At 68.1% G+C, this 21302-nt stretch carries 10 protein-coding genes and 1 pseudogene; 9 read left to right on the top strand and 2 right to left on the bottom strand.

Annotated elements, in window-relative coordinates; genetic code table 11:
• Window positions 1-12: 12 nt before the first annotated feature.
• Genes EET10_RS16270 through EET10_RS16240 form a run of 7 tightly spaced genes read left to right on the top strand, consistent with a single transcriptional unit; the run spans window position 13 to window position 14580 of the window.
• Window positions 13-1071, top strand: a complete 1059-nt coding sequence (locus tag EET10_RS16270; RefSeq protein WP_036406931.1) for a phytanoyl-CoA dioxygenase family protein — start codon at window positions 13-15, stop codon at window positions 1069-1071.
• Entirely contained in the window at window positions 1055-2347 is a 1293-nt protein-coding gene (locus EET10_RS16265; RefSeq protein WP_136624743.1) for an ATP-grasp domain-containing protein, read from the top strand. The genes EET10_RS16270 and EET10_RS16265 overlap by 17 nt, the downstream gene beginning before the upstream one ends.
• Window positions 2344-6219: an SDR family NAD(P)-dependent oxidoreductase gene (locus tag EET10_RS16260; RefSeq protein WP_099187411.1), complete on the top strand. Its 3876-nt coding sequence runs from the start codon at window positions 2344-2346 to the stop codon at window positions 6217-6219. The genes EET10_RS16265 and EET10_RS16260 overlap by 4 nt, the downstream gene beginning before the upstream one ends.
• The gene (locus EET10_RS16255) at window positions 6219-10631 is read left to right on the top strand and encodes a type I polyketide synthase (RefSeq protein ID WP_122502316.1); all 4413 of its coding nucleotides are present in this window, start codon (window positions 6219-6221) and stop codon (window positions 10629-10631) included. The genes EET10_RS16260 and EET10_RS16255 overlap by 1 nt, the downstream gene beginning before the upstream one ends.
• A gap of 20 nt (window positions 10632-10651) precedes the next feature.
• Entirely contained in the window at window positions 10652-11584 is a 933-nt protein-coding gene (locus EET10_RS16250; protein WP_036406945.1) for a chlorinating enzyme, read from the top strand.
• A gap of 3 nt (window positions 11585-11587) precedes the next feature.
• A complete protein-coding gene (locus EET10_RS16245) occupies window positions 11588-13366 on the top strand; it encodes an alpha/beta fold hydrolase (RefSeq protein WP_081260678.1) in 1779 nt (592 codons plus the stop codon).
• Complete coding sequence (locus tag EET10_RS16240; protein WP_136622961.1) at window positions 13363-14580, top strand: condensation domain-containing protein; 1218 nt, start codon at window positions 13363-13365, stop codon at window positions 14578-14580. The genes EET10_RS16245 and EET10_RS16240 overlap by 4 nt, the downstream gene beginning before the upstream one ends.
• A 10-nt stretch (window positions 14581-14590) precedes the next feature.
• Here the strand turns inward: EET10_RS16240 and EET10_RS16235 are convergent, their stop codons facing one another.
• Window positions 14591-15955, bottom strand: coding sequence for an MFS transporter (locus EET10_RS16235; protein ID WP_122502315.1), 1365 nt, complete (start codon window positions 15953-15955; stop codon window positions 14591-14593).
• Window positions 15956-16250: 295 nt separating this feature from the next.
• On the opposite strand from EET10_RS16235, the pseudogene EET10_RS16230 reads away from it, so the two are divergent.
• Window positions 16251-20267, top strand: a pseudogene (locus EET10_RS16230) (non-ribosomal peptide synthetase); the annotation flags it as partial.
• Between the two features lie 26 nt (window positions 20268-20293).
• Window positions 20294-20692, top strand: a complete 399-nt coding sequence (locus EET10_RS16225; RefSeq protein WP_063467714.1) for a group II intron maturase-specific domain-containing protein — start codon at window positions 20294-20296, stop codon at window positions 20690-20692.
• Between the two features lie 354 nt (window positions 20693-21046).
• On the opposite strand, the gene EET10_RS31685 is transcribed toward EET10_RS16225, so the two are convergent.
• The gene (locus EET10_RS31685) at window positions 21047-21169 is read right to left on the bottom strand and encodes a hypothetical protein (protein WP_276863125.1); all 123 of its coding nucleotides are present in this window, start codon (window positions 21167-21169) and stop codon (window positions 21047-21049) included.
• Window positions 21170-21302: the final 133 nt, after the last annotated feature.

The following is a 21302-nucleotide window of genomic DNA, read 5'->3' as shown; positions in this document are numbered from 1 at the left end:
GGAGAGACGGTTATGAGCACCTCAGCGACGGCAGTCCCGGCCGCCGTGCTGCGCGCGTTTCCCGCGCTGGCGCGCCAACTCGATGCGAGCCCGGTGCCGGCGAAGGTCTTGTTCGTCCACGACGACTTCATTGTCCGAGCCGGACCCACACGGTACAGCCGAGAGGTCTTCAGCGACCCCACCGCGGCATGGCGCACGTTCTGCGCCAACAATTTCCGAGCCGACGACCCGTCGCCACCGGAAGCGGCCAGCCTGCCGTTGCACGAATGGAACACCGAATTCAGCTGGCGGCCAATCGAAGGACCGTCACGGCTGCTCGATGACGCCCAGCGCCGACAATACAACGACGACGGTTACTGCGTGCTGCCCGACGTGGTGCCGCCGGACGTCGTTGAGACGCTGATAGCCGAGGTGGACCGGTTGGAACGCATCGGCGAGCAACGACTGCGCGGAATGCAGGAGGGACGCGCCTTCATCGCACGCGCCGACGAGATCACCTTTACCACCCACATCGTTCGCAATTCACCGTTCACGCGACGTTTCTATACATCAAAGCTGTTCTGCGACTTAGTCTTCGACATCATTGGCCCGGACGTGCGGTTGTATTGGGACCAGGCGGTGTACAAGAAGCCGTTCTCGCCCCTGCCGTTCCCCTGGCATCAGGACAACGGGTACACCTTCGTCGAGCCGCAGCAGTACCTGACGTGTTGGGTGGCACTCAGCGACAGCGACGAGTCCAACGGTGGCCTGCAGATGGTGCCCGGCGTGCACACCCTCGGCACCATCGCCCACCGGCGTACGCCGCTCGGATATGTGTGCTATGACGAGACACCTGCCACCGCACAGTCATTGACGACGAAAGCCGGAACGATTGTGTGCATGAGCGGCACCACGCCGCATCAGACCGGACCCAACTCGACCGGGGATATCCGCCGCGCGCTGGTGGCGCAGTTCGTTCCCGAAGGCGCTGTCGCGATCACCAGGGAAGCCGACGGAAACATCGTGCGACTGCCGACCAACGACCCGATCCGCCAGTTCCCGATCATCGCCGCAGGTGCCAGTGTTGGCTGACGAGGACACCGCGACGGCGTTGTCCCCGTATCGATTCGGAGAATCGGCAGCCGGTATCGAGGCGGCGACGCTCATCGAACTGGCCGATACCGCGCGACGGGTCGTCGCGCTGTCGTTGGCTTTGCCGTCGCGGCTCGCGAACGCGGGCACGCTGGCCGAGGTCTTGCCCGAGGTCGACGAGGACTGGCTGGGCTTCGTGCTCGAGCCGCCCGACGGGCTGGACGGATGCCTGTCCAGACCCGACCTCATCTACTCCGACAGCCGGTTTCGCTGCATCGACGTCAATGCGGCCCACGCGGGCGGCTGGCTGGTCCATGTGTGCTGGGCCCAGCACCGCGGCTGGTCACCGGCGATTGCCGACCCGCTTGTCGCCGTGTGCGACATGGTGTACGCCTGTGCCCGGGAGTCGGGCGTGGTGAACGCGGGGGAATCCGTTGGCCTGGTGGTGGTCCGCGCGCCGGGCTCGGCGGAGTTCACCGAATCGGTCCGCCACGCCTGTCTTCCGGCGTGGCGCGCGGCGGCGGCCCGGGCGGGCGTCGCACCCGGCGGGTTCCACTTCGCCGGCTACGCCGACCTCGACGTTGGCCCGGACGGAATTTACTGTGCGGGGGAGCGCGTGCACGCCCTGCTGGAGGGTGACGTGCTCGACGGAGCGCCCCGGATGCGATGCGTCGCCGCGGCCAAGCGGGGGCTCGTCTCGTTGCATAGCGGCCCGATTGCCGCTGTCGTCAACGACCGCAGGTTGCTCGCCGAACTGAGTCGGCAAGCCGACGAGGCGCTACCGCTGTTGACGCCCGCGGAGCGCCGGCTGGTCTGCGACACCGTCGCGTGGACCCGAATCATCCGGCCGGGCACTACCCGCTGGCATGGGCAGTGGGTGGATCTTCCCGGCCTGGCCGTCTCGCGGCAGCCCGACATGGTTCTCAAGCAGGCCACGTCTGACGGCGGCAAGCAGGTTTATCTGGGTCGCTACACCCCGCCCGCGGCGTGGCGCGGCATCATCGAAAATGCCTGCGACACCGGGGATTGGGTGATCCAAGAGTATCTGCCGCCACAGTATCCACCCGGCGTGCCGGGGGCCGACGCCGACATCGATCCGATCTGGAGCGCCTTTGTTCTGGACGGACGTTACGCGGGCGGGCTGGTCCGGCTGCTGGACGCCGACGACTACCCTGACATCGCCGCCGCCACCAGCATGGCCGACAGCCGAAACGGTGACGACAACGTTCGGCTGGCGCCCATCGCCACGAACTTCGAGCTGAAGGAGGCTAAGTGAGCATCGGCAGCCTGGGATCGGACCTGCGGGCCGATATCGCCCGGATACTCGCTGACTCCCCAGATGCGTTGGACTGCACAGTTATTGAGCGCAGCACTGAGGCGGGTGAGCGACGCCTGGTCGCCTACGTGGTGCCGGCGCGACCGGTGACCAGCCGCGGGATCCGGGACGCGATCACCGCCGCCGCGGCGCCGGCGCAGGTCGACGTGGTGCTGGTCTCGAGCGTGCCCCGCACCGCCGACGGTGAGGCAGACATCGCGAGCCTGGCGATGCTGCCGGTGCTCGACGAAACGACGCTCGCCCGAACCGGAGCCGCGATTACCGGCCGTGGCGCGGCTCCCGCGGTGACCGTGGCCTTCGCACCGGCGTCCGCGGATGGGTATGCCGGCGCAATCGGCACGGCCCGGCGGCCAGCGCAGGAACCAATCGGCGACCAACCGGCGGCGCCTTCCATCCTCAGTGGCGGGGAGGCCCGCAGCGGCGGCCCGGCGACGCTGGGTGAACTGCTCGTTTCGGCGGCCGCCGAATGCCCGCATCGTGACGCGCTACGCCTGCTCAGCCGGGATGGGCGACCCACCGTGGCCGGTTATGACGAGCTTCTCGGCGAGGCTCAGCGGGTGTGCGGCGGCCTGCAACAACGCGGGTTGCGACCCGGGGACCGCGTTGTGCTGGCCTGCGGTGAACCCACCGGGTTTGTGCCCGGCTTCTGGGGTGCGGTGTTGGCCGGGCTGATCGTTGTCCCATCGCCGCTGCCGGACACCGTTGAGCCGCAAGCCGCAATACGTGCCCTGCAGACCGTCATGTCGTCGGCCGCGGCGGCTGTGGTGGTGACCGACCTGACCACGGCGCGAAACACGCCGGGCTTTGCCAACATTGATGAGTTGTGCGCGGCCCCGCCCGGCTCGGTGGTGACCCGATCGCCCGACGACCTGGTGCTTGGATTGCCCACCAGCGGCAGTACCGGCACGCCCAAAATTGTCGGTCAGACGCACCGCGCGGTCCTGTCCAACGCCGCATCGGCCTGCGCCCACAACGGATTCAGCGCCGCGGAAATCTCACTGAACTGGTTCCCGCTCGACCACGTCGGTGGGCTGGTCATGTTCCACATCCGAGACGTCTGGTTGCGTTGCCGGCAAGTGCAGGTGCCCACCGAGGTGGTCCTGCGTGAGCCGCTGACCTGGCTGGAACTGGTTGACCGGTATCGGGTCACGGTCACCTGGGCGCCCAACTTCGCCTACCAGCTGGTGACGGCGCGGCTGCAAGCGTTGCCGCCCGACGAGCGGCCCGCATGGGATTTGTCTTGTCTGGCATTCATTCTCAACGGCGGCGAACCCGTCGTCGCCGATCAATGCCTGGACTTCCTGACCGCCCTCGCCCCCTACGGCCTGCCGGCCGGGGCGATGCACCCGGCCTGGGGGATGTCGGAAACGTGTTCGGGGGTGGTGTATTCGGCCGGCTTCGCCCCGGGGGTGGTCGATCGGTCGAGCGCGCACGTGCCGGTGGGGCAACCGATTCCGGGGTGCACGGTACGGGTGGTCGACGACGCCGGAGCGGTGCGGCCGCACGGCGAACCAGGGCAGCTGCAGGTTCGGGGGCCGATGATCACCGCCGGCTACCTCGACGACGACGCGGCCACCGCGGCGGCGGTGGATCCCGACGGGTGGTTGCACACCGGAGATCGCGCGGTGATCGGACCCGCGGGCCTGACCATCATCGGCAGGGACAAAGACGTCATCATCGTCGGCGGCCGCAACATCACCGCGAGCGAGGTCGAGGCCGTCGTCGACACGGTCTGCGGGGTCGACCCGACGTGGAGCGTCGCCTTCGGTGTCCGTGAGATCGGCGCCGGGACCGAACAGATCGCGGTCGTTTTCGTGCCGCTGCCCGGGCACCCCGCGGCGGAGGTGGCCGAACGGGTGCGTCGTGCGGTGCTGCGGGAGTTCCACGTCAGCCCCGACCCCATCCGTTCCGTTACCCGAAATGACGTGGCCAAGACGTCGATCGGCAAACCGAAACGGGCACTGATTCGCCAGCGGCTGTTCGGTTGGGCGCCGGGCTTAGGCACCCGTCCTCCGGTGGTCGAGGTGTTGTGCACACCCACCCTCGAATCAGCGCCCCGCGGCCCGGCCCTGCCGGTGTTGTTGCTGGGGGACCGCGGGGAGTTCACCGCCGCGCTGGCCCAGGCATTGCAGAATCGCGGACCTGCGTTGAGCGCCAGCACTTTCGATCCCGCGGATGCCCAGGACCGCAGGCGTATCCGGTCGCTGCTCGCCGGCGGCGCCGAGCATGTGGTCTATGTGCCACCCGCGGGACCGCCGACACCCGACGACGTGGCCGTTCGGTGCGGCGATCTGGCCACCGTGCTGCACGTCATGGACCAAAGCGGGTCGCGACCGTCGCGGCTGTCGGTGGTAACCCCGGCGGGCTGCGGCTATGGCCAGGCACTGGCGGCATTTGCGCACAGCGCCGGCCGGGACCTGCCCTGGCTGTCGGTCCGGGTCATCGGCTCAGCGGTCTCACCCGAAGCGGTAGCCGACGAGTTGTCCCGGCCGGAACCGGCCGAGGTGGACCTTGGGCTGCCGGTCCGGCGGATCCTGACCACCGCGCCAGCGCCCAACCCGGGGACCGCTGAATCGGCAATCCGGGCTGGCGGGCGCTACCTCGTCACCGGCGGCCTGGGCGGTGTCGGCCGGCACGTCTGCGAATACCTGCTCCGCCAATTCGGCGCGCGCCTGCTTGTTGTGGGGACATCGGAGCTGGACTGCGCCCAGCCCGCCGGGCCGCGCGGGGGCAACCTGCTCGCGCTCCGCGAGCTGGGCCGCGAGATGGGAGACGTGACCTATCTCGCGGTCGATGTCGCCGACGCCGTGGCCATGCGCGCTGCTGTCGAGGTATTCGAGCAGCAGGACGGCGGGCCCATCGACGGGGTGTTCGCGCTGGCCGGCGAGCTGGTGCCACGGTCAGCGGTGCAGCTGTCGGCGGCCGACATCGACGACATGCTCTACGCCAAGGGCCGTGGCGCCATCGCCGTCGAGGGGCTCCTGGCCGAGCGCCACCGCGCGATCGAGGTCTATTTCACCTCGGTGCATAGCCTCATCGGTGCGCCGGAACTGGCCGCCTACGCGGCCGCCAACCGGTTCCAGGACGCCCTCGCCGCCCGTCACCGGGACCGGGGCAGACGTGCCTGGTCGATCGCATGGAGCCGGTGGGCCGGTCCCGGTATGAGCCAGGACGTCGCCGGCGGTGACCTGGCGGCCGAGATGGGGCTGGCCACCATCGACCCGGCGGCGGGGATCGATGCGCTCGATGCCGTCCTGCGTTCCCGGCCGGGCTGGTACGCGGTGGGGTTGGATACCGGTAATCGGCGCCTGGCGCATTTGGCCGGAGGCCTGCGGCCGCTGGAACGGATCGAGGTCCGGATAGCGGGGCCCGCAACGGATCTCGTGCCGGCGATCACCGACGCTTTCGGGGTCCCGGTCGCGGTGCACATGCTGGGACAGGAACCGGCCGGCCCGCCGGTACAGGCACCGGCCGCCGCGGGTGATCGGGACTCGACCATGGCAGTGCTCGCCGGCATCTGGGCTGAGATGCTCAAGCTGACCGACGTGTCGGCAGAGGATGACTTTTTCGAACTGGGCGGGCATTCGTTATTGGTGCCGCGGTTGCAGGAGCGGGTCCAGCAGTTGCTGGGTGTGGCGTTGCCCGCGGTCGCGGTGTTCGAGTACCCGACGCTGCGGGAACTGGCCCAGGTGATCGAGGACCGCGGCGCCTGCGAGGTCAGCAGCGCGGACCAGAGCCCGCCACCAGTCGATGATCCGCGCGCAAACCTGCGCCGGCGCGCGTCGTTGCGCGAGGCGTCCGGGACGAGCTGATGAGCGAGTTCGACGTCGCCGTGATCGGGCTGAGCTGCCGGTTCCCCGGTGCAGCTGACCCGGACTCGTTCTGGCGCAACATGGTTGCCGGGGTCTGCTCGATTCGCCGGCACTCGCGCGCTGAGCTGCTACGCCACGGTGTTCCGCCGAGATTGGTTGACGCGCCGGAGTATGTGCCCGTCGATGGGTTCCTCGAGGACGCCGATGCCTTCGACGCGACGTTTTTCGGCGTCAGCGATCGGGAGGCGACGCTGACCGATCCGCAGCACCGGCTGTTCCTCGAATGTGCCTGGGCGGCAATGGAAGACGCCGGGTATTCGCCGCAATCACCGGCGGCCGTCGTCGGTTGTTTCGCCGCCGCCGGGATGAGCCTGTATGCGGGCGCCAGAATGTCGTCATACCTCACCGAGGCGGTGCTCGCCGACACCGACCTCGTGGAAGGCAGCGCCGTGCCGTTGATTTCGGTGGCAAACCGGGGCGACTACCTGGCCACCCGGGTCGCTTTTCAGCTGGGCCTGCGCGGGCCGGCGATCAACGTGCAGACCGCGTGTTCGAGCGCGCTGGTCGCGACCCACTTGGCGATCCAGAGTCTGTTGTCGGGCGAATGCGATATGGCGCTCGCCGGGGCCGCCGCGGTGCACGTCCCGCTTGCCTGCGGCTACCTACACCAAAGCGGCGGGATTCTGTCGCCGAGCGGCCGCTGCCTACCGTTTGACGCGGATGCTGACGGCACCGTGGGTGGCAATGGTGTCGGGGTGGTGGTGCTCAAGCGGTGCGCGGATGCCGTCGCCGATGGCGACCCCATCCGGGCGGTCATCACCGGATCGGCGATCAACAACGATGGCCGCGACAAGTCGAGCTTTGCCGCACCCGGCATGCGGGGCCAACGCGAGGTGATCGCCGCGGCCCACGCGCTGTCTGGGCACAGCCCGCAGACCGTCGGCCTGGCAGAGACCCACGGAACCGGTACCCGGCTCGGCGATCCCATCGAGATCCGTTCCCTGCGTGCGGTATTGGACGCCGACGATAGCAACGGTTGCGCCATCGGGGCGGTCAAGGCCAACATCGGGCATCTGGACACCGCGGCGGGCGTGGCCGGTCTGATCAAGGCGGTGCTGGCCGTGCAGCACGGCGTCATCCCTCCGGTAGCGGGCTTTCGCAGGCTCAACCCGGAGATCGATCTGGCCGGCAGCCGGCTCTATGTGCCGACCGTGGCCGCGCCGTGGCCCGGACCGGAGGGGGCCCGCCGACGTGCCGCCGTCAGCTCATTCGGCGCCGGCGGAACCAACGCGCACCTCGTGGTCGAACAGGCACCGGTTGCAACGGCACGCCAACCCGGCGTGAGCGGTCGGTACCTGATCGCCGTCTCGGCCCGCGACGGCGAGGCCCTGCGTGACTGCGCGCTGCGGTTGGCCGACCGGCTGCGCGGCACCGAAGACGTCGATCTGGCCGACGTCTCGCTGACCAGCCTGGCCGGCCGTGCGCCGCTTCGCGCGAACCTGTCGGTGGTGGCCGCCACCACCGCAGAGGCCGCCGACCGCCTGACCGTCGCGGCCGAATCCGTCGACGGCGCAATGCATGTGACGCCCGCCGCGGCAGGCCCGGTGATATTGCTGTTCCCGGGACAGGGGGGCGAGGGCTGGTCGGTGCTACAGCGGTGGCTGGACGTTGACGAGGATTTCCGGCGCGCGTTCGACGCGCTTCATCGGCAGGCCCGCCGCCGCCTTGACGCCGACCTCGCCGAGATCATCGCCGGCAGCGACGACCCGCGGCGGCGACAGGCCGCCCACCTTCAACCGGCCTTGGTGGCCGCCGCGATCGCGCTGGCCCAGACGCTGATCACCGCGGGCGTGCGGCCCGCCCTGGTGCTCGGGCACAGCCTCGGCGAGCTGGCTGCCGCCGCGATCGCCGGGGTGTTCCCTCCGGTCGAGGCGGTGGTGTTGGCCGGGGTGCGGGGCCGACTGATGGACCAGCGGTGCGCGGGCGGCACGATGGCGGTAGCGGCCACCGACGCTCGGCGCGCCGCTGCCGCCATCGATGCGGCCGGCGCCGCCGATGTCGCAGTGGCAGTGATCAATTCCGAGCACAGCGTCGTGTTGTCCGGGCCGGAAAGCCAGCTGGCCGCCGTGAGCGAGGTACTGCGCTCACGCGACGTGAGGCTCACACCGCTGGGCACCACGCACGCCTTCCACAGCCCGATGATGGAGTCGATCGTCGCCGATGTGGCTGCTGCGGCCGCGATGGCCAACCCGCGCCCGCCCGACATTCCGATGCTTTCGAGCGTGACCGCGCACACCGGTGACCAGGTCGCCGACCCCGCGTATTGGGGTCGCCAGGTGCGCGACCCGGTGTTGTTCGGTGACGCGGTGCGGGCCTCGGTCATCCCCACCGGCGCCGTGTTCGTCGACCTCTCGGCCTCCGGCGTTCTTGCGGAAGTCGTCGCTGTCAACCGTCCGGCGCTGGCAGATCATCTGATCCGGCTGGAGCGTCACGACCAGGCTCCGCCCACCGGGCGCCTCCTGCTCGGGCTGCGTGACCGAGGCATTCCGATTGACTGGTCGGGCACCGCACTGCACCGGCGCGCGCGCCGGATTGCCCTGCCCGCCTACCCATTCCGGCGAACCACCTACTGGCCACGCCAACACGCGGCCGGCCCCGTCCCGGTGCTCCGTCCGGTCCGGCTTGCCACGGTGGTGTGGACGCCACTGGACGCCGGCACGTCAACCGTCGACGGTAGGCGTCCGGTGGTGCTGGCACCCTGTGCCGCCGCATCGGCGGTGGACGCGGTGCGGAGCCGATTGCCCGGCTGCCGGACGGTGCCGGACTGGGACGAACTGCTGCGGACAGACCCGGCACGGGCAACCCAGGTGCTGGAGAACGCACTGCAGTCGGCCGACGGGATCGTCGACCTTACCGCGCTCGGCGGCGTCGACGCGACGGACGCGACAGACCCGGCGCAGGAATGGATCTCGCTGCGGTCTGCGATGGCCGTGGCCGCAGCCAGCAATCAAGTGCCCGTCGTGAGCGTCACCGTCGGGGGTGCCGGCGTGCCGGGATCGGCGCTCGACCGCCCCGATCAAGCGGCCGTCTGGGGCTTCGTCCGGTCTGCGCGTGCCGAGTCACCCGGCTCCGGCTGGCGACTGGTGGACTGTGACAGCACTGTTGACACGCAGACGCTGAGCGCGGAGATCCTCCGCACCGATCACTCGGAGATCGCCCTGCGAAACACGCTGCGGCTTGCCCCGCTCCTGATCGACGCGCCCGACACCTCCGGCGAGGCATCAGTCGTCGGACTCACCGGACTCACCGGCCCGCGGGATACCGTCGTGATCGGGGGTGGCACCGGCGGCATCGCCGCCCGGATGATCGAGCGGTGCGCCCGCAACGGCGCGCGGAAAGTGGTGCTGGTCGCGCGCCACCCACCCGGTCAACCCGCGACCGGCCCACCCGGCTGCGTCGTCGAGTTCGCCCGGGCGGATGTGGCGGTGCCTGCCGACGTGGAGCGCCTGAGCCAGTCGCTACCCCAGGGGTCGGTGTCGCTGGTGATCGCCGCACCCGGGGTGCTTCGCGACGCGATCGCCTCCCGGGTGACAGAATCCGACCTGCGCGCGGTGCTGGCACCCAAGGTGCTGGGCACCGCACTGCTGGCGCGGCTGGCTGCCGAGCAAGGCTGCCCGATGTTGGTGATGTCGTCGCTGGCGTCGCTGTTGGGTTCGCCGGGACAGGCCGCGTACGCCGCCGCCAACGCGGCGCTGGAATCGATGAGCCGGGCAGCCGGACCGACGGTAACCGCCGTTGCCTGGGGGCCGTGGCACCAGGTGGGGATGAGCCGCGACCTCGACCCCCGCTCGGGGCCGCGGGCCCTGCCGGCAGACCAGTGGCTCGACGCGCTGGATCGGGTACCGATGGACGGGGGCATCCGCTACGCATTTCCTGATCCCGTTGTCGCAGATGGCGATTCCGGGGTGGTGCTGAGGCCGGAGGCGTTGGCCACGCAGGTCTGGGCCGAGCCAGGGGATCACGACGCGGCTGCTCGCAGCGACCAGTGGCGGGCCGCCGTAGCGGGCGGAGAAATCACCGGGTTCGTTTGCCGAGCGGTCTCGGCACTGCTGCGCCGCGACTGGGTGGCCGTTGATGCTCCGTTGGTAGATCTCGGCTTGGACTCGCTGGCGGGCCTTCGGCTGCGACGAGATCTGATGGCCGCGACGGGAATCGACCTGCCGCAGACCCTGATCTACGACTATCCCCATTGCGCTGCGCTGGCCGCCCATCTGGCCGCCCATCTGGCCGCCGTGACGGCGCCAGGCGACGGTCCGGCGCCGCACTTCAGCGCCATCGGCTCCATCGGCTCCACCGCGGAGCTGGGCGCCGAATTGAAGCGGGAGCTCGCACGATCGCTGGAAGCTCTTTAGTGAATCGGAAAGGATTCTCAATGAGTGGTGTAGCCAACCTGATCGAGGACCCGGACCTGCGCGCGTTCGAGGAGAACGGCGTCATCGGGCCTTTCAGGCTCTACTCGCCCGACGAGGCGAAAGCGATGTTGCGGCGCATTCGTATCGGCAACCAGGACCGCAGCCACGTCCTGTTTGACAACGAAGTCAACTACGACCGTCATTTCGACATCCCCGAGCTGGCACAACATATCGGGCATCCGACAATCGTCGAGAAGGTCGGCAAAATTCTGGGGCCGGATCTGCTCGCCTGGCGCACCGAGTTCTTTCCGAAGTTTCCGGGCACGCCGGGCACCGAGTGGCATCAAGTCCGCAACTATCAATACGCCACCGGCACCGCGATGCTGCAGCACAGCACCCAATCCGACGACCTGCCGCTCGATATCACCGTGTGGACCACCTTCACCGAAGCCACCAGGGAAAACGGCTGCATGAAATTCCTGCCCGGGTCACATCGCACCCTCTACTACGACGAAAGCAAGTCGATCACCATGGGCCGCGGCGGCCAGTACAGCTCCGTTAATGCCATGGAGGACAGCGGATCGTTCTTCGGCTACGACTTCAAAGAATTTCGCGTCGACCCCGAGTGGGTACCACCCGAGGAGGAAGCGCTGGCCATGGAAATGCAAGCAGGGCAGTGCGTGATCTTCACGGCCAGGTGTGTGCACGCCTCCTATCCGAACACCACCCAAAGGTCCACCCGGTTCGCGATCGCGTCGCGATACGTGCCGACGGAAGTCAAGGTCTATCCCGGTTGGCCCTCGTTCGAAGCCCACGGCGGGTACTTCGATCTCACCCACTACGGTGCCGTCCTGGTAGCCGGCCAGGACACATACGGCCACAACAAGATTCGTAGCACCGACAACAGAGGCCGGCCATTTCCGCACCACACCGTGGCCGCGGCGGCGAGGTGACTCGTGGCCGGTTACCAACGGCAGGCCGCCGGCTTCGGCCTGCTCTGTTACGGACCTGCGGACACCGCGGATCCGCAGCGCTCACTGCTGGCCTTCCCGCACGGCGGGGGCAGCCCGCACTCGTTTGCCAGGCTTAGTGCCGAGCTCGCTCCGGGCTACCGCGTCACCGCCGTCGATCCGCCCGGACGACCACGCTCGGGGGGCCCCGTCCTGCGCGAGCTTGGCGATCTGGTCCAGTTCTACCTCGAGCACCTGCCGGAGCATCTGCTCGGCGGGGTGCTGATCGGTCACAGCGTCGGCGCTTACGTAGCGTCGGCGCTGGCTGCGCGCCTGGAACGGGAGGGCCGGCCGGCGCGGGCCGTCGTCATGTCGGCGGTGGTGCCGCCGGCCTATCTCGACCCGACCCGGCCGCTGTCGAAAATGACTGACGCGCAACGGCTTGGCTGGTGCCGCGCGCTAGGGACCTTCCCGGCCGCCGATAAGGACAGCGGCGCCTTGTTCACCCTGTTCGCCGACGCCATCCGAGCGGATTGCGAGGTGTTCGAGTCCGCGATGGGAGTGTCGCTGGACCATACGACGCCGTTGCTGGTGCTCGCCGGTGACGCGGACCCGGCGTGTCCGGTCCCGCAGGTAGCCCACTGGCCGGACACGCACCCGCAGGCGGTGATCCGGACGCTGCCCGGCGGTGGACACATGCTCCCGCAAGATGCCGCGCCCAGGTACGCGGCGGAAGTGGCCGGCTTCCTGCGCCGCCGTAACGGCTCCGTACCGATGCGGCGAGTCAGCGGGCACCGGCGGTCCTGGCGCCGGGAGGATATGTGGTTGCGCGGCCGGGAAGGCCGCCGATGCCTGCCGGTCGTGGTGCCCCGAGGCCGTGACGCGCCGGCGGCGCTGGCCGAGGTTCTCGTCGAAAACGACTGTCTGACAACACTGATGGCCGAACATGGGGCGCTACTTGCCCGCGGGTGGAACGTGATCGACGCGGACGGGCTGCAGGCGATCGCAAGGCGGGCGGGCATTGAGCCGACACCGTATACCGGCGGGAATTCGCCCCGGACCGCGTTGGGAAACGGAATCTATACGTCGACCGAGTATCCACCCGAGGCAACGATCAGCCCGCACAACGAAATGTCGTATTCGGACCGCTGGCCCAAGCGGCTGTACTTCTGCTGTGTGCGGCCCGCGGCCCAGGGCGGTGAAACGCTGCTCGCCGACGGCCGCGCCCTGGTTGTGCACCCCCGGCTGCAGGAAGCTGTCGATTGCATGCGGCGCAAGGGGATTCGATACCTGCGCACCATGCACAGCGGGTCGGGGCCGGGCAGGTCATGGCAGCAGACCTTCGAGACCGCCGACCGGGAGAAGGTGGCCGGTTTGTTGCGAGATTCGGGTGCGACGGCGACGTGGCTGCCCGGCGGAGCGCTGCGTATCGTCGAGTGCCGGCCGGCATTCATCCGTGATCCGGACTCGGACCGACAGGTGTGGTTCAACCAGGCCGAACAGTGGCATTATTCCGCTCTTCCGGTCGAGATTCGCAACCTGTTGCTCGATGAGTTCGGCGAAGAGGGGCTGCCGCACAATGCGTCCTACGGCGACGGCGAGCCGATACCGGAACGCCATCTCGACGCCATTCGCCATGTCCTGGAAGCCATTTCAGTGGCCCACTCGTGGCGTCACGGTGATGTTCTGGTGGTGGACAACGTGACGACGCTGCACGGCCGAGCGCCCTACCGTGGCGAGCGGCGCGTTCTTGTCGCGATGACTGACCCGGTGGCGCGCGAGTGAGCGTGCCTGATTGGCTCATCGGGCTACGTGACGCTCGCAGTCCCCTGGGAGCCGATTTTGCACCGCTGGTCTTCCAGGCTTCCGGCATTGATCCGGACATGCTGGTTGCGCGGCTGCCCGTCCTGGCGTCGCGGCACGAAGCGTTACGACTGGTGTGGCCCGACTTGTCCGTGGATTCGCCCGAAGCCGTGGTGGACGCCGTTCTTGGGGTCGATACCCATGGCGGGGACATCAGCAGCGTCGCCGCGGCGCTGGCGCTGACTGGGTACCGGTGCGCGGGAAAACCGTTGTGGCGGGTGCGATTGGTCGCAACGGTCCAGCCGCCGCAGCAGTATGTGGTCGTGGGCCTGGACCGATTGATCACCGACCCGTGGTCATTGCATGTGCTCGCCCAGGAGCTCTGCTTGTTGTGCCAAGCCGGTCCGCTGCCGGACTTGGGCCGGTTACCGGCGCAATTCGGCACGGTGCTGGCTGATCGGGCCGGTGGGTCGGATGATTCCGACGCGAGGACCGAGCGGCTGTACTGGCGGCGACAGCTTGCCGGTGCGAATTTTGGCGCCGATCCGCGGGTGTCGCGCACCGCGGTGACGGCGGCACGAATACGCCGGGTGCCGCTGACGCCCGACGACGAACAAGCCATGGTTGCGCTTGCTTCGGCGTACCGGACCACGCTGCTGGCGCCGGTTGTTGCGGCGGTACACATGGTCTGGCGGCGCCAGGTCGACGCGGCCGAAACTGTGCTTTTGACCGAGGTCGGCTACCGCGACACCCAGGAACTGGACGGTGCGGTGGCGCCCCTGATGGAGCCGCGTCCGATGCGAATGGTGTCGGATGTACATGCGGGGCAGCGTATTTCGCGGGCCCGCGATGCACTTCTCGACGTCTTGGACAACAGCTGTGTGCCGCTGGCCACCGATCCCGCGCCGATGCAGCTGTTTTTCGATCACCCCGACCGGATGACGGTGCTGGCCGAGTTTGATACCCCCAACCGGCCCGCGGTGTCCGATTCAGCGCTCAATCTGCTTGACCAGCCGAGCATCTGGGCGCTCGGCCCACCGCGCGCGGACGTGCACGTGATGGTCCGGGGCGAGCATCAGGCGCCGTCGGTATATCTGGCCGATAACCCGCTTGCGGTAACCGATCAATTCGCCGATGAGTTCGCCTACGGACTGGTTTCGGCGCTGCGCGAGATGAAGTCCGACATCGACGCCTGAGCATTCGCTGCTACGCCGGGCACGCCGCGGGCAGCGAAACGCGGAACACCCGGTGTGCACCCACCGTGCGGCGGTGCGTCGCTCCGGCCCGCTCGGCCAGGCAGCGACCGGCGGCGCCTCGCGAGACCAAAGCGGCGGCGCCGAAGGCTCCCGCCAGCACCGGCCATCCGATCAGTCCGACTGGCATCAACACGGCCATCACGGCAGGACCGATGACCTGTTGACCGGTGTAGGCGAGGCTGAAGGCGCCGAGGTAGCGGCTCAGGGCCGCCGCGGGTGACAGTTCTGCGGACAGCTCGTAGGCGGCCACGTTGTGGAGGTTCTCGGCGACCGAGAGCAGGATGACCGCCGTCAACACCGCCACGACCGCAATGGCGGTGGGCGCGGCCTGGCCGATGGCCAAGAAGCCACAGCAGGCTATCAACAGCAGACCCGCAAGTCCCAGTAGGCGATTCGCGGCCGCAGCCCCGTCGGCGAATCGCGCCACGTAGACCTGCAGCACCGCGGTCAGCACCGTGTTGACCGCCATAAAGACAGGCACCCACCCCGCGGACACCGCGGTGTGTTTGATGACCCAAATCGGCAGTAGCACGATGAGCACGCTGTCGTGCAGCCACAAGATGCCATTGCCGATCGTGAAAACCACAAACCACCTGTCGCGGAACGGGGACCGCTGGCACGCCGCGGCGCCGGTTGCCGGACCGGGCGTCGTAATCCTGGGCGCTACCACGGCCTCTGTCCGCGAAGCCGTCGACCACACCATGGCGGCCGCCACGAGGAAAGAGACCCCGTTGGCAACAAAGAGGACGGTGAACACCGACGTCGCAGCGGTGGCGAAGGCGCCCGCGGCGAGCAGGAAGCCCGCGGTGAGGCCCACGTTGCGCACGCCGCGGATAGCGGCCATTGTCCGAGTGCTGTCCTGGTTGCCGATCAACGCCCGGACCACCGACTGCTGCAGCGGGGTGCTCGCCCGGTCGGCGGCGGTGAGGACGACGGTGAGTACCAGAAAACCCTTGAAGTCGGAAACGCCTGCATAGCAGCAGTAGCCGAGACCACGCAGCACCAGTAGGCCGATGTAGAGCCTTCCGGGCCCCAGTCGGTCCGCCAGGCGGCCCAATGGCACCGGGGCGAACAAGGCGAGGATTCCGGCCGCGGTGCTGGCAAAGGCGACTTGGGCCGCTCCGAGTTTGACGATGCCGACGAAGTACAGCGTGAAGGAGGCGAAGAACAGCCCGGTGCCCAGCGAATCGATACCCGCACTGATCGCCAGTTTGCGACCTGCCGCGCCGCCGGGCAGCAGCATCGCACCCAGCCGGCGAATTCCTGCGTGCGTCGCCGGGCGACTGGAGAATTCCCTGCGGTTGGTGCCAGCCATTGGTGTTGGTGCTCTCTTCCAAGGCCGCGATCGCGGCGCGAGTACGTCGACCAGCACAGCTTCGCCGCAGGCGCTACGTGAATCCTTGGCGAATTCTGGAAACGCAATAGGCGCTAGGAGCAGCCAGCTCGAGACGTTGCAGGCGACGCACCATCGAGCGATCTGGTTTCGCCCGGATCGGGTGTAGGTTGAATATCTCGCAGGAGCCGAGTGCAGGGATATATCGCGATGCGTGTCCGCCGGTACGTCAGCGTGGAAAACACTTGTGGCCCTAAATCGGTCACGCGTTATCTGCACCCTCGTCGCCGCACCCTTGGTGCCTGGCCTGGTCATCCGCATGGGCACGGCCGCTGACGGCGTCCAACCATTGGTGGCTGCGACGCGGCCGAAGCCGGTGCCGTTGTCCTATGCGCAACGTCGGTTGTGGTTCATTGACCAACTGGAAGGGCCGTCCCCGATCTACAACATGGCGGTGGGGCTGAGGTTGTGTGGACCGCTGGACACCGAGGCGCTGCGCGCGGCGGTCACCGATGTAGCGGGCCGCCACCAATCGCTGCGCACCGTCTTTCCGGTCACCGACGGTATCCCCGAGCAGCGCGTCATCGATGCCACCGCCGCCGACGCGGGCTGGCAGGTCACCGACGCCACGACGTGGTCGGCAGCCCGGCAGCAGCAGGCCATTGCCGCGCTGGTTGGCTACCGGTTCCATCTGGGCAGCCAAATCCCGCTGCGGACAGAGCTTTTCAGCGTCGGCACCGAAGAACACGTGCTGGTCATCGTGATGCACCACATCGCCGCCGACCGGTGGTCGCTCAGGCCGCTGCTGCGCGATCTGGCCACCGCGTACGCTGCCCGCCGCGCCGGAGGGGTCCCCGGCTGGGATGAGTTGGCACTGCACTACGCCGATTACAGCCTGTGGCAGCGTGCCCAGCTGGGCGACCCAAACGACCCCGCCAGCACCATCTCCGCCGGGCTGGCGTATTGGCAGCAAACCCTGGCCGGCCTGCCGGAACGGCTGGAGCTGGCCACCGACCGGCCCTACCCGCAAGTGGCCGGGCACGAGGGTGCCAGCATCGGCGTCGGCTGGCCGGTGGCATTGCACCGCAGGGTCTCGTGGCTGGCCCGCGAGCATCGCGCCACCAGCTTCATGGTCATTGCGGCCGGCGCGGTTGCATTGCTGGCCGGCCTCACCGGCAGCACCGATATCGCCGTGGGCATTCCCATTGCCGGGCGCACCGACGCCGCGCTCGAGGAGATGGTCGGGCTGTTCGTCAACACGGTGGTGTTGCGCGTCAGCCTGGCCGGTGACCCCAATCTCACCGAGCTGATCACCCGGGTCCGGGAGACCAGCCTGGACGCCTACGACCATCAAGAAGTGCCTTTCGAGGTGGTCGTCGAACGGCTCAACCCCACCCGCAGCCTCACCCATCACCCGCTGATCCAAGTCATGTTGGCCTGGCAAAGCCCGGCCCCAGTCGACGAATTGATGTTGCCCGGGCTGCATGTCAGTTCCGTACCTGCCGATACCCACGCCGCCCACCTTGACCTGACCCTCACCTTCGGCGACCGCTTCGCCCCCAGTGGTGCGCACGCCGGCGTCGACGGCGAAATCACCTACCGTACTGATGTTTTCGATGCGGCCAGCATGGAGAGGTTACGCGACCGGCTGGGACGGCTGCTGACCGCGATGACCGACGATCCGAGCGCGCCGCTGTCGTCGATCGACGTGCTCGACGCCGGCGAACACGCTCATCTCGATGAAATCGGCAACCGCGCAGCGCTGACAAAAACCGTTGCGCCGGAATCGATTCCGGCGCTGTTCGGCGCCCAGGTCGCTCGCACACCGCAGGCGGTGGCGCTGATCGGCGTGGACCGTACGCTGAGCTACGCTCAACTGGAACGGGCAGCGAACCGGCTGGCGCACGCGTTGATCGATGCCGGGGTGGGCCCCGGCGCGGTCGTGGCGCTGCTGCTGGCGCGCTCCATCCCGGCCACCGTCGCCATCCTCGCGGTGCTCAAGACCGGGGCGGCCTACCTACCCGTCGATACCCAACACCCAAGCGCCCGCATCGGTTTCATGCTCAACGACGCGACCCCCAAAGCCGCGATCACCACCACCGACCTCGCCCCGTTACTCGTTGCCGCCGGAGCCGCGCCCGATCTGGTAGTCATCGACGTCGACGATCCCCGAATCGACACCTATCCCGGCAGCGCGCCGCCGACCCCCGGCGCCGACCACATCGCCTACATCATGTACACCTCGGGTACTACCGGCACCCCCAAAGGTGTTGCGATCACCCACCGCAATGTCACCCAACTCTTCGACGTACTGCCGCCGTTCACCGCCACCGCCGGAAAGGCCGGCGCCCAATGCCATTCGTATTCGTTCGACTTCTCGGTGTGGGAGATGTGGGGAGCGCTCCTGCACGGTGGTCGACTGGTGGTGGTGCCGGATGCGGTGGCGCGCTCCGCGCCGGATTTGCATGCGCTGCTGGTGCGGGAACACGTCGATGTGCTGACTCAAACGCCCTCTGCCATAGGGATGTTGACCCGGCGTGGGCTGGAGTCCGCGGCGGTGGTGCTGCTCGGCGAGGTGTGTCCCGTCGAATTGGTGGATCGCTGGGCGCCCGGTCGGATGATGATCAACACCTACGGCCCGACTGAGGCGACTGTCTGGGTGTCCACGAGTGCACCGCTGGTCGCCGATGCGGCGCCGCCGCCGATCGGTTCGCCGGTGCCGGGTGCGGCGTTGTTCGTGTTGGACGGCTGGCTGCGTCCGGTGCCCGTGGGTGTGGTGGGGGAGCTGTACGTGGCCGGTGCCGGGGTGGGCTGCGGGTATTGGCGCCGGCCCGCGTTGACCGCGGCCCGGTTTGTGGCATGCCCCTATGGGGTCGGGCAGCGGATGTATCGCACCGGGGACTTGGTGCGCTGGCGCGCCGATGGGCAGCTGGACTATCTAGGTCGCGCTGACGAGCAGGTGAAAATCCGTGGTTACCGCATCGAGTTGGGTGAGGTGAGCACCGCGCTGTCCGAGGCCGCCGGGGGGCGGCAGGCGGTGGTGATCGCGCGTGAGGACCGTCCCGGTGACCGGCGGCTGGTCGGGTACGTAGCCGGGGAGGTGCAGGCGGATCAGCTCCGCGCGCGGCTGGCCGAGCGGCTGCCTGACTATATGGTGCCCGCGGCGGTGGTGAGCGTGGCGGCGCTGCCGCTGACGGTCAACGGCAAACTCGACAAACGTGCCCTGCCGGCTCCCGACTACACCGACACAACCCGCTACCGCGCCCCGAGCACCGCGGTCGAGGGAACCCTCGCCGGCATCTACGCGCAGGTGCTGGGCCTACCACGGGTGGGCATCGACGAATCCTTCTTCGATCTGGGCGGCAACTCGCTCCTGGCCATGCGGGTGGTCGCCGGAGTGCGCAGATCCTTGAACGTCGACCTCACGGTTCGCAGCCTGTTCGACACGCCGTCGGTGGCGAGCCTGAGCCAACAGCTGCGCCAACCGACGCGTTCACCGGAGGTGACCCCGGTGGAGGTGCTGCGGCACGGTGTCGGGGTTCCGCTGTTCTGCATTCATACGGCCGTGGGGTTGAGTTGGCCATATCACGCCCTGGGTGCTTACTTGGACTGCCCCATTGTTGGCATTCAGCAGGTTCCAGACGATGGACCCGGGCCCGAGTCGATTCGCGGCATGGCGCAGGCCTATGCCGACACTGTCCAGTCGTTGTATCCCGGCGGGCCATATCACCTGCTCGGCTGGTCGTTCGGGGGGCTTGTGGTGCATGAGCTTGCCGTCGAGCTTCGCCGGCGAGGCTGCGTCGTCGCGCGGCTCATCGTTCTCGATGCGACTCCGCGCGCCGACGAAGTGACTGACGACATCACCGCCGCGGTGCGGGAAGGTGAAATCTTGAAATATGTGCTGCGCGCAAATGGGATTGAGCTGCCGGCAGATGATCGTGAACCCTTTACCTATCAGCAGGCAGAGGAATTAATCCAAGAACGACAGCACGCCTATTTCGGGCTCCCGTCCGCCCAGCTGCTGCAGATTCTGGTGACGAACAGCATCGCCAATGAACGGCATCGGTCCAGGCATCGGCCGACGGTCTTTGACGGCGACCTGGTCATATTCGCGGCTACCGGGAGCGGAAATGGTTCGACGCTGCTCGAGGATTGGCGGCCGTATGTCGGCGGCCATATCGTCGAGTACGCCGTCGACTCCACACACAACGAAATGTTGAATGCCGAATCGCTCCAGTTATTTGGCGCACAACTGAAGGCTGCACTAGTCGACGGCCGGGTATTGGGGCGTTAGCGGCCGGGGATTGATTGTTTACGTTTTTGGGTTTCACGTTCCGTCCGCGCGGGATGCGGGCCAAAGACGGACACACCTTTGTCTCGTTTTTACCCGCGATCAGCAGGGACGCCTTGACGAAGATCGGCCGGCAGGTGCGGTCCTGGCGACTGCACCACCGCACCGGGCGATCCTTCGCTGGCCTTGCACGCTGGATCAACCCCATCGTGCGGGGCTGGATGAACTACTACGGCGCCTTCTTCCGGTCGGCGCTGCATCCTCTCCTGGCGCGCATCAACACCTACCTGATGGGTTGGGTCCGCAACAAATATCGGCGGTATCGGAGCCGCGGTGCATTCCAGCAGGCCTGGCAGCGGGTCACCACGCGGTACCCGCGTTTCCTCGCGCACTGGCAATGGACCACCACCGTCCCCGCCGTCTGGTGATCAAGATGACAAGAGCCGGATGAATCGAGAGGTTCACGTCCGGATCTGTGGGAGCCGGAGGGTGCAATCCCCTCCGGCCACCCGACCTTCGAGTGTGCGCCGACGGCTTCGAGAGTGCGCCTGTGGCGAGCTCACGGCCCTTCTGCCGCCATGGTTACACGCTGGGAACCCTCAGCGCACAGTCGACGCCCTCAGCGCACAGTCGACGCCCTGGACGCACGCTCGACACCGTGGACGCACGCTCGACACCCTGGACGCCTCTGCCACGTCCGCCGACGCCCCGGACGCCTCCGCTGTGCCCGCCGCGAGCTTCGAATGTGCACCGACGTCGTCAAGTGTGCGCCCGTGGCGAGTTCACGGCCCGTCGACCGCCGCGGCCAAACCCGGGGTACCACGCACGCCGGTCAACCAGCGGGGCGTTCCCGGATATTCGAGGTACCGCCGATGCGTGGCAAATCCGATGGGCGACAAATCCATTGCGCGCCTTAAGTTGTCGCTCAAAGGCGGGCAACTCGGATACCAACTCCCTCCTCAATAGGTGCGACACCCATGACTGCCGCGCAACCGGCGCGCCGTGAACGCCCCGAGACGCCCCTCACAGCAACACCGT

This window comes from Mycobacterium pseudokansasii (assembly GCF_900566075.1).
GTDB lineage: Bacteria > Actinomycetota > Actinomycetes > Mycobacteriales > Mycobacteriaceae > Mycobacterium > Mycobacterium pseudokansasii.
Note: the sequence above shows the minus strand (reverse complement) of the source record. Positions and strands in the feature narration are given on the sequence as shown.

Excerpts from the sequence above, each read along its gene's own strand:
- EET10_RS16250 (WP_036406945.1), top strand. The coding sequence starts at position 10,652 with ATGAGTGGTGTAGCCAACCTGATCGAGGACCCGGACCTGCGCGCGTTC.
- EET10_RS31685 (WP_276863125.1), bottom strand. The coding sequence starts at position 21,169 with ATGGATTTGTCGCCCATCGGATTTGCCACGCATCGGCGGTACCTCGAA.
- EET10_RS16235 (WP_122502315.1), bottom strand. The coding sequence starts at position 15,955 with ATGGCTGGCACCAACCGCAGGGAATTCTCCAGTCGCCCGGCGACGCAC.
- EET10_RS16270 (WP_036406931.1), top strand. The coding sequence starts at position 13 with ATGAGCACCTCAGCGACGGCAGTCCCGGCCGCCGTGCTGCGCGCGTTT.
- EET10_RS16255 (WP_122502316.1), top strand. The coding sequence starts at position 6,219 with ATGAGCGAGTTCGACGTCGCCGTGATCGGGCTGAGCTGCCGGTTCCCC.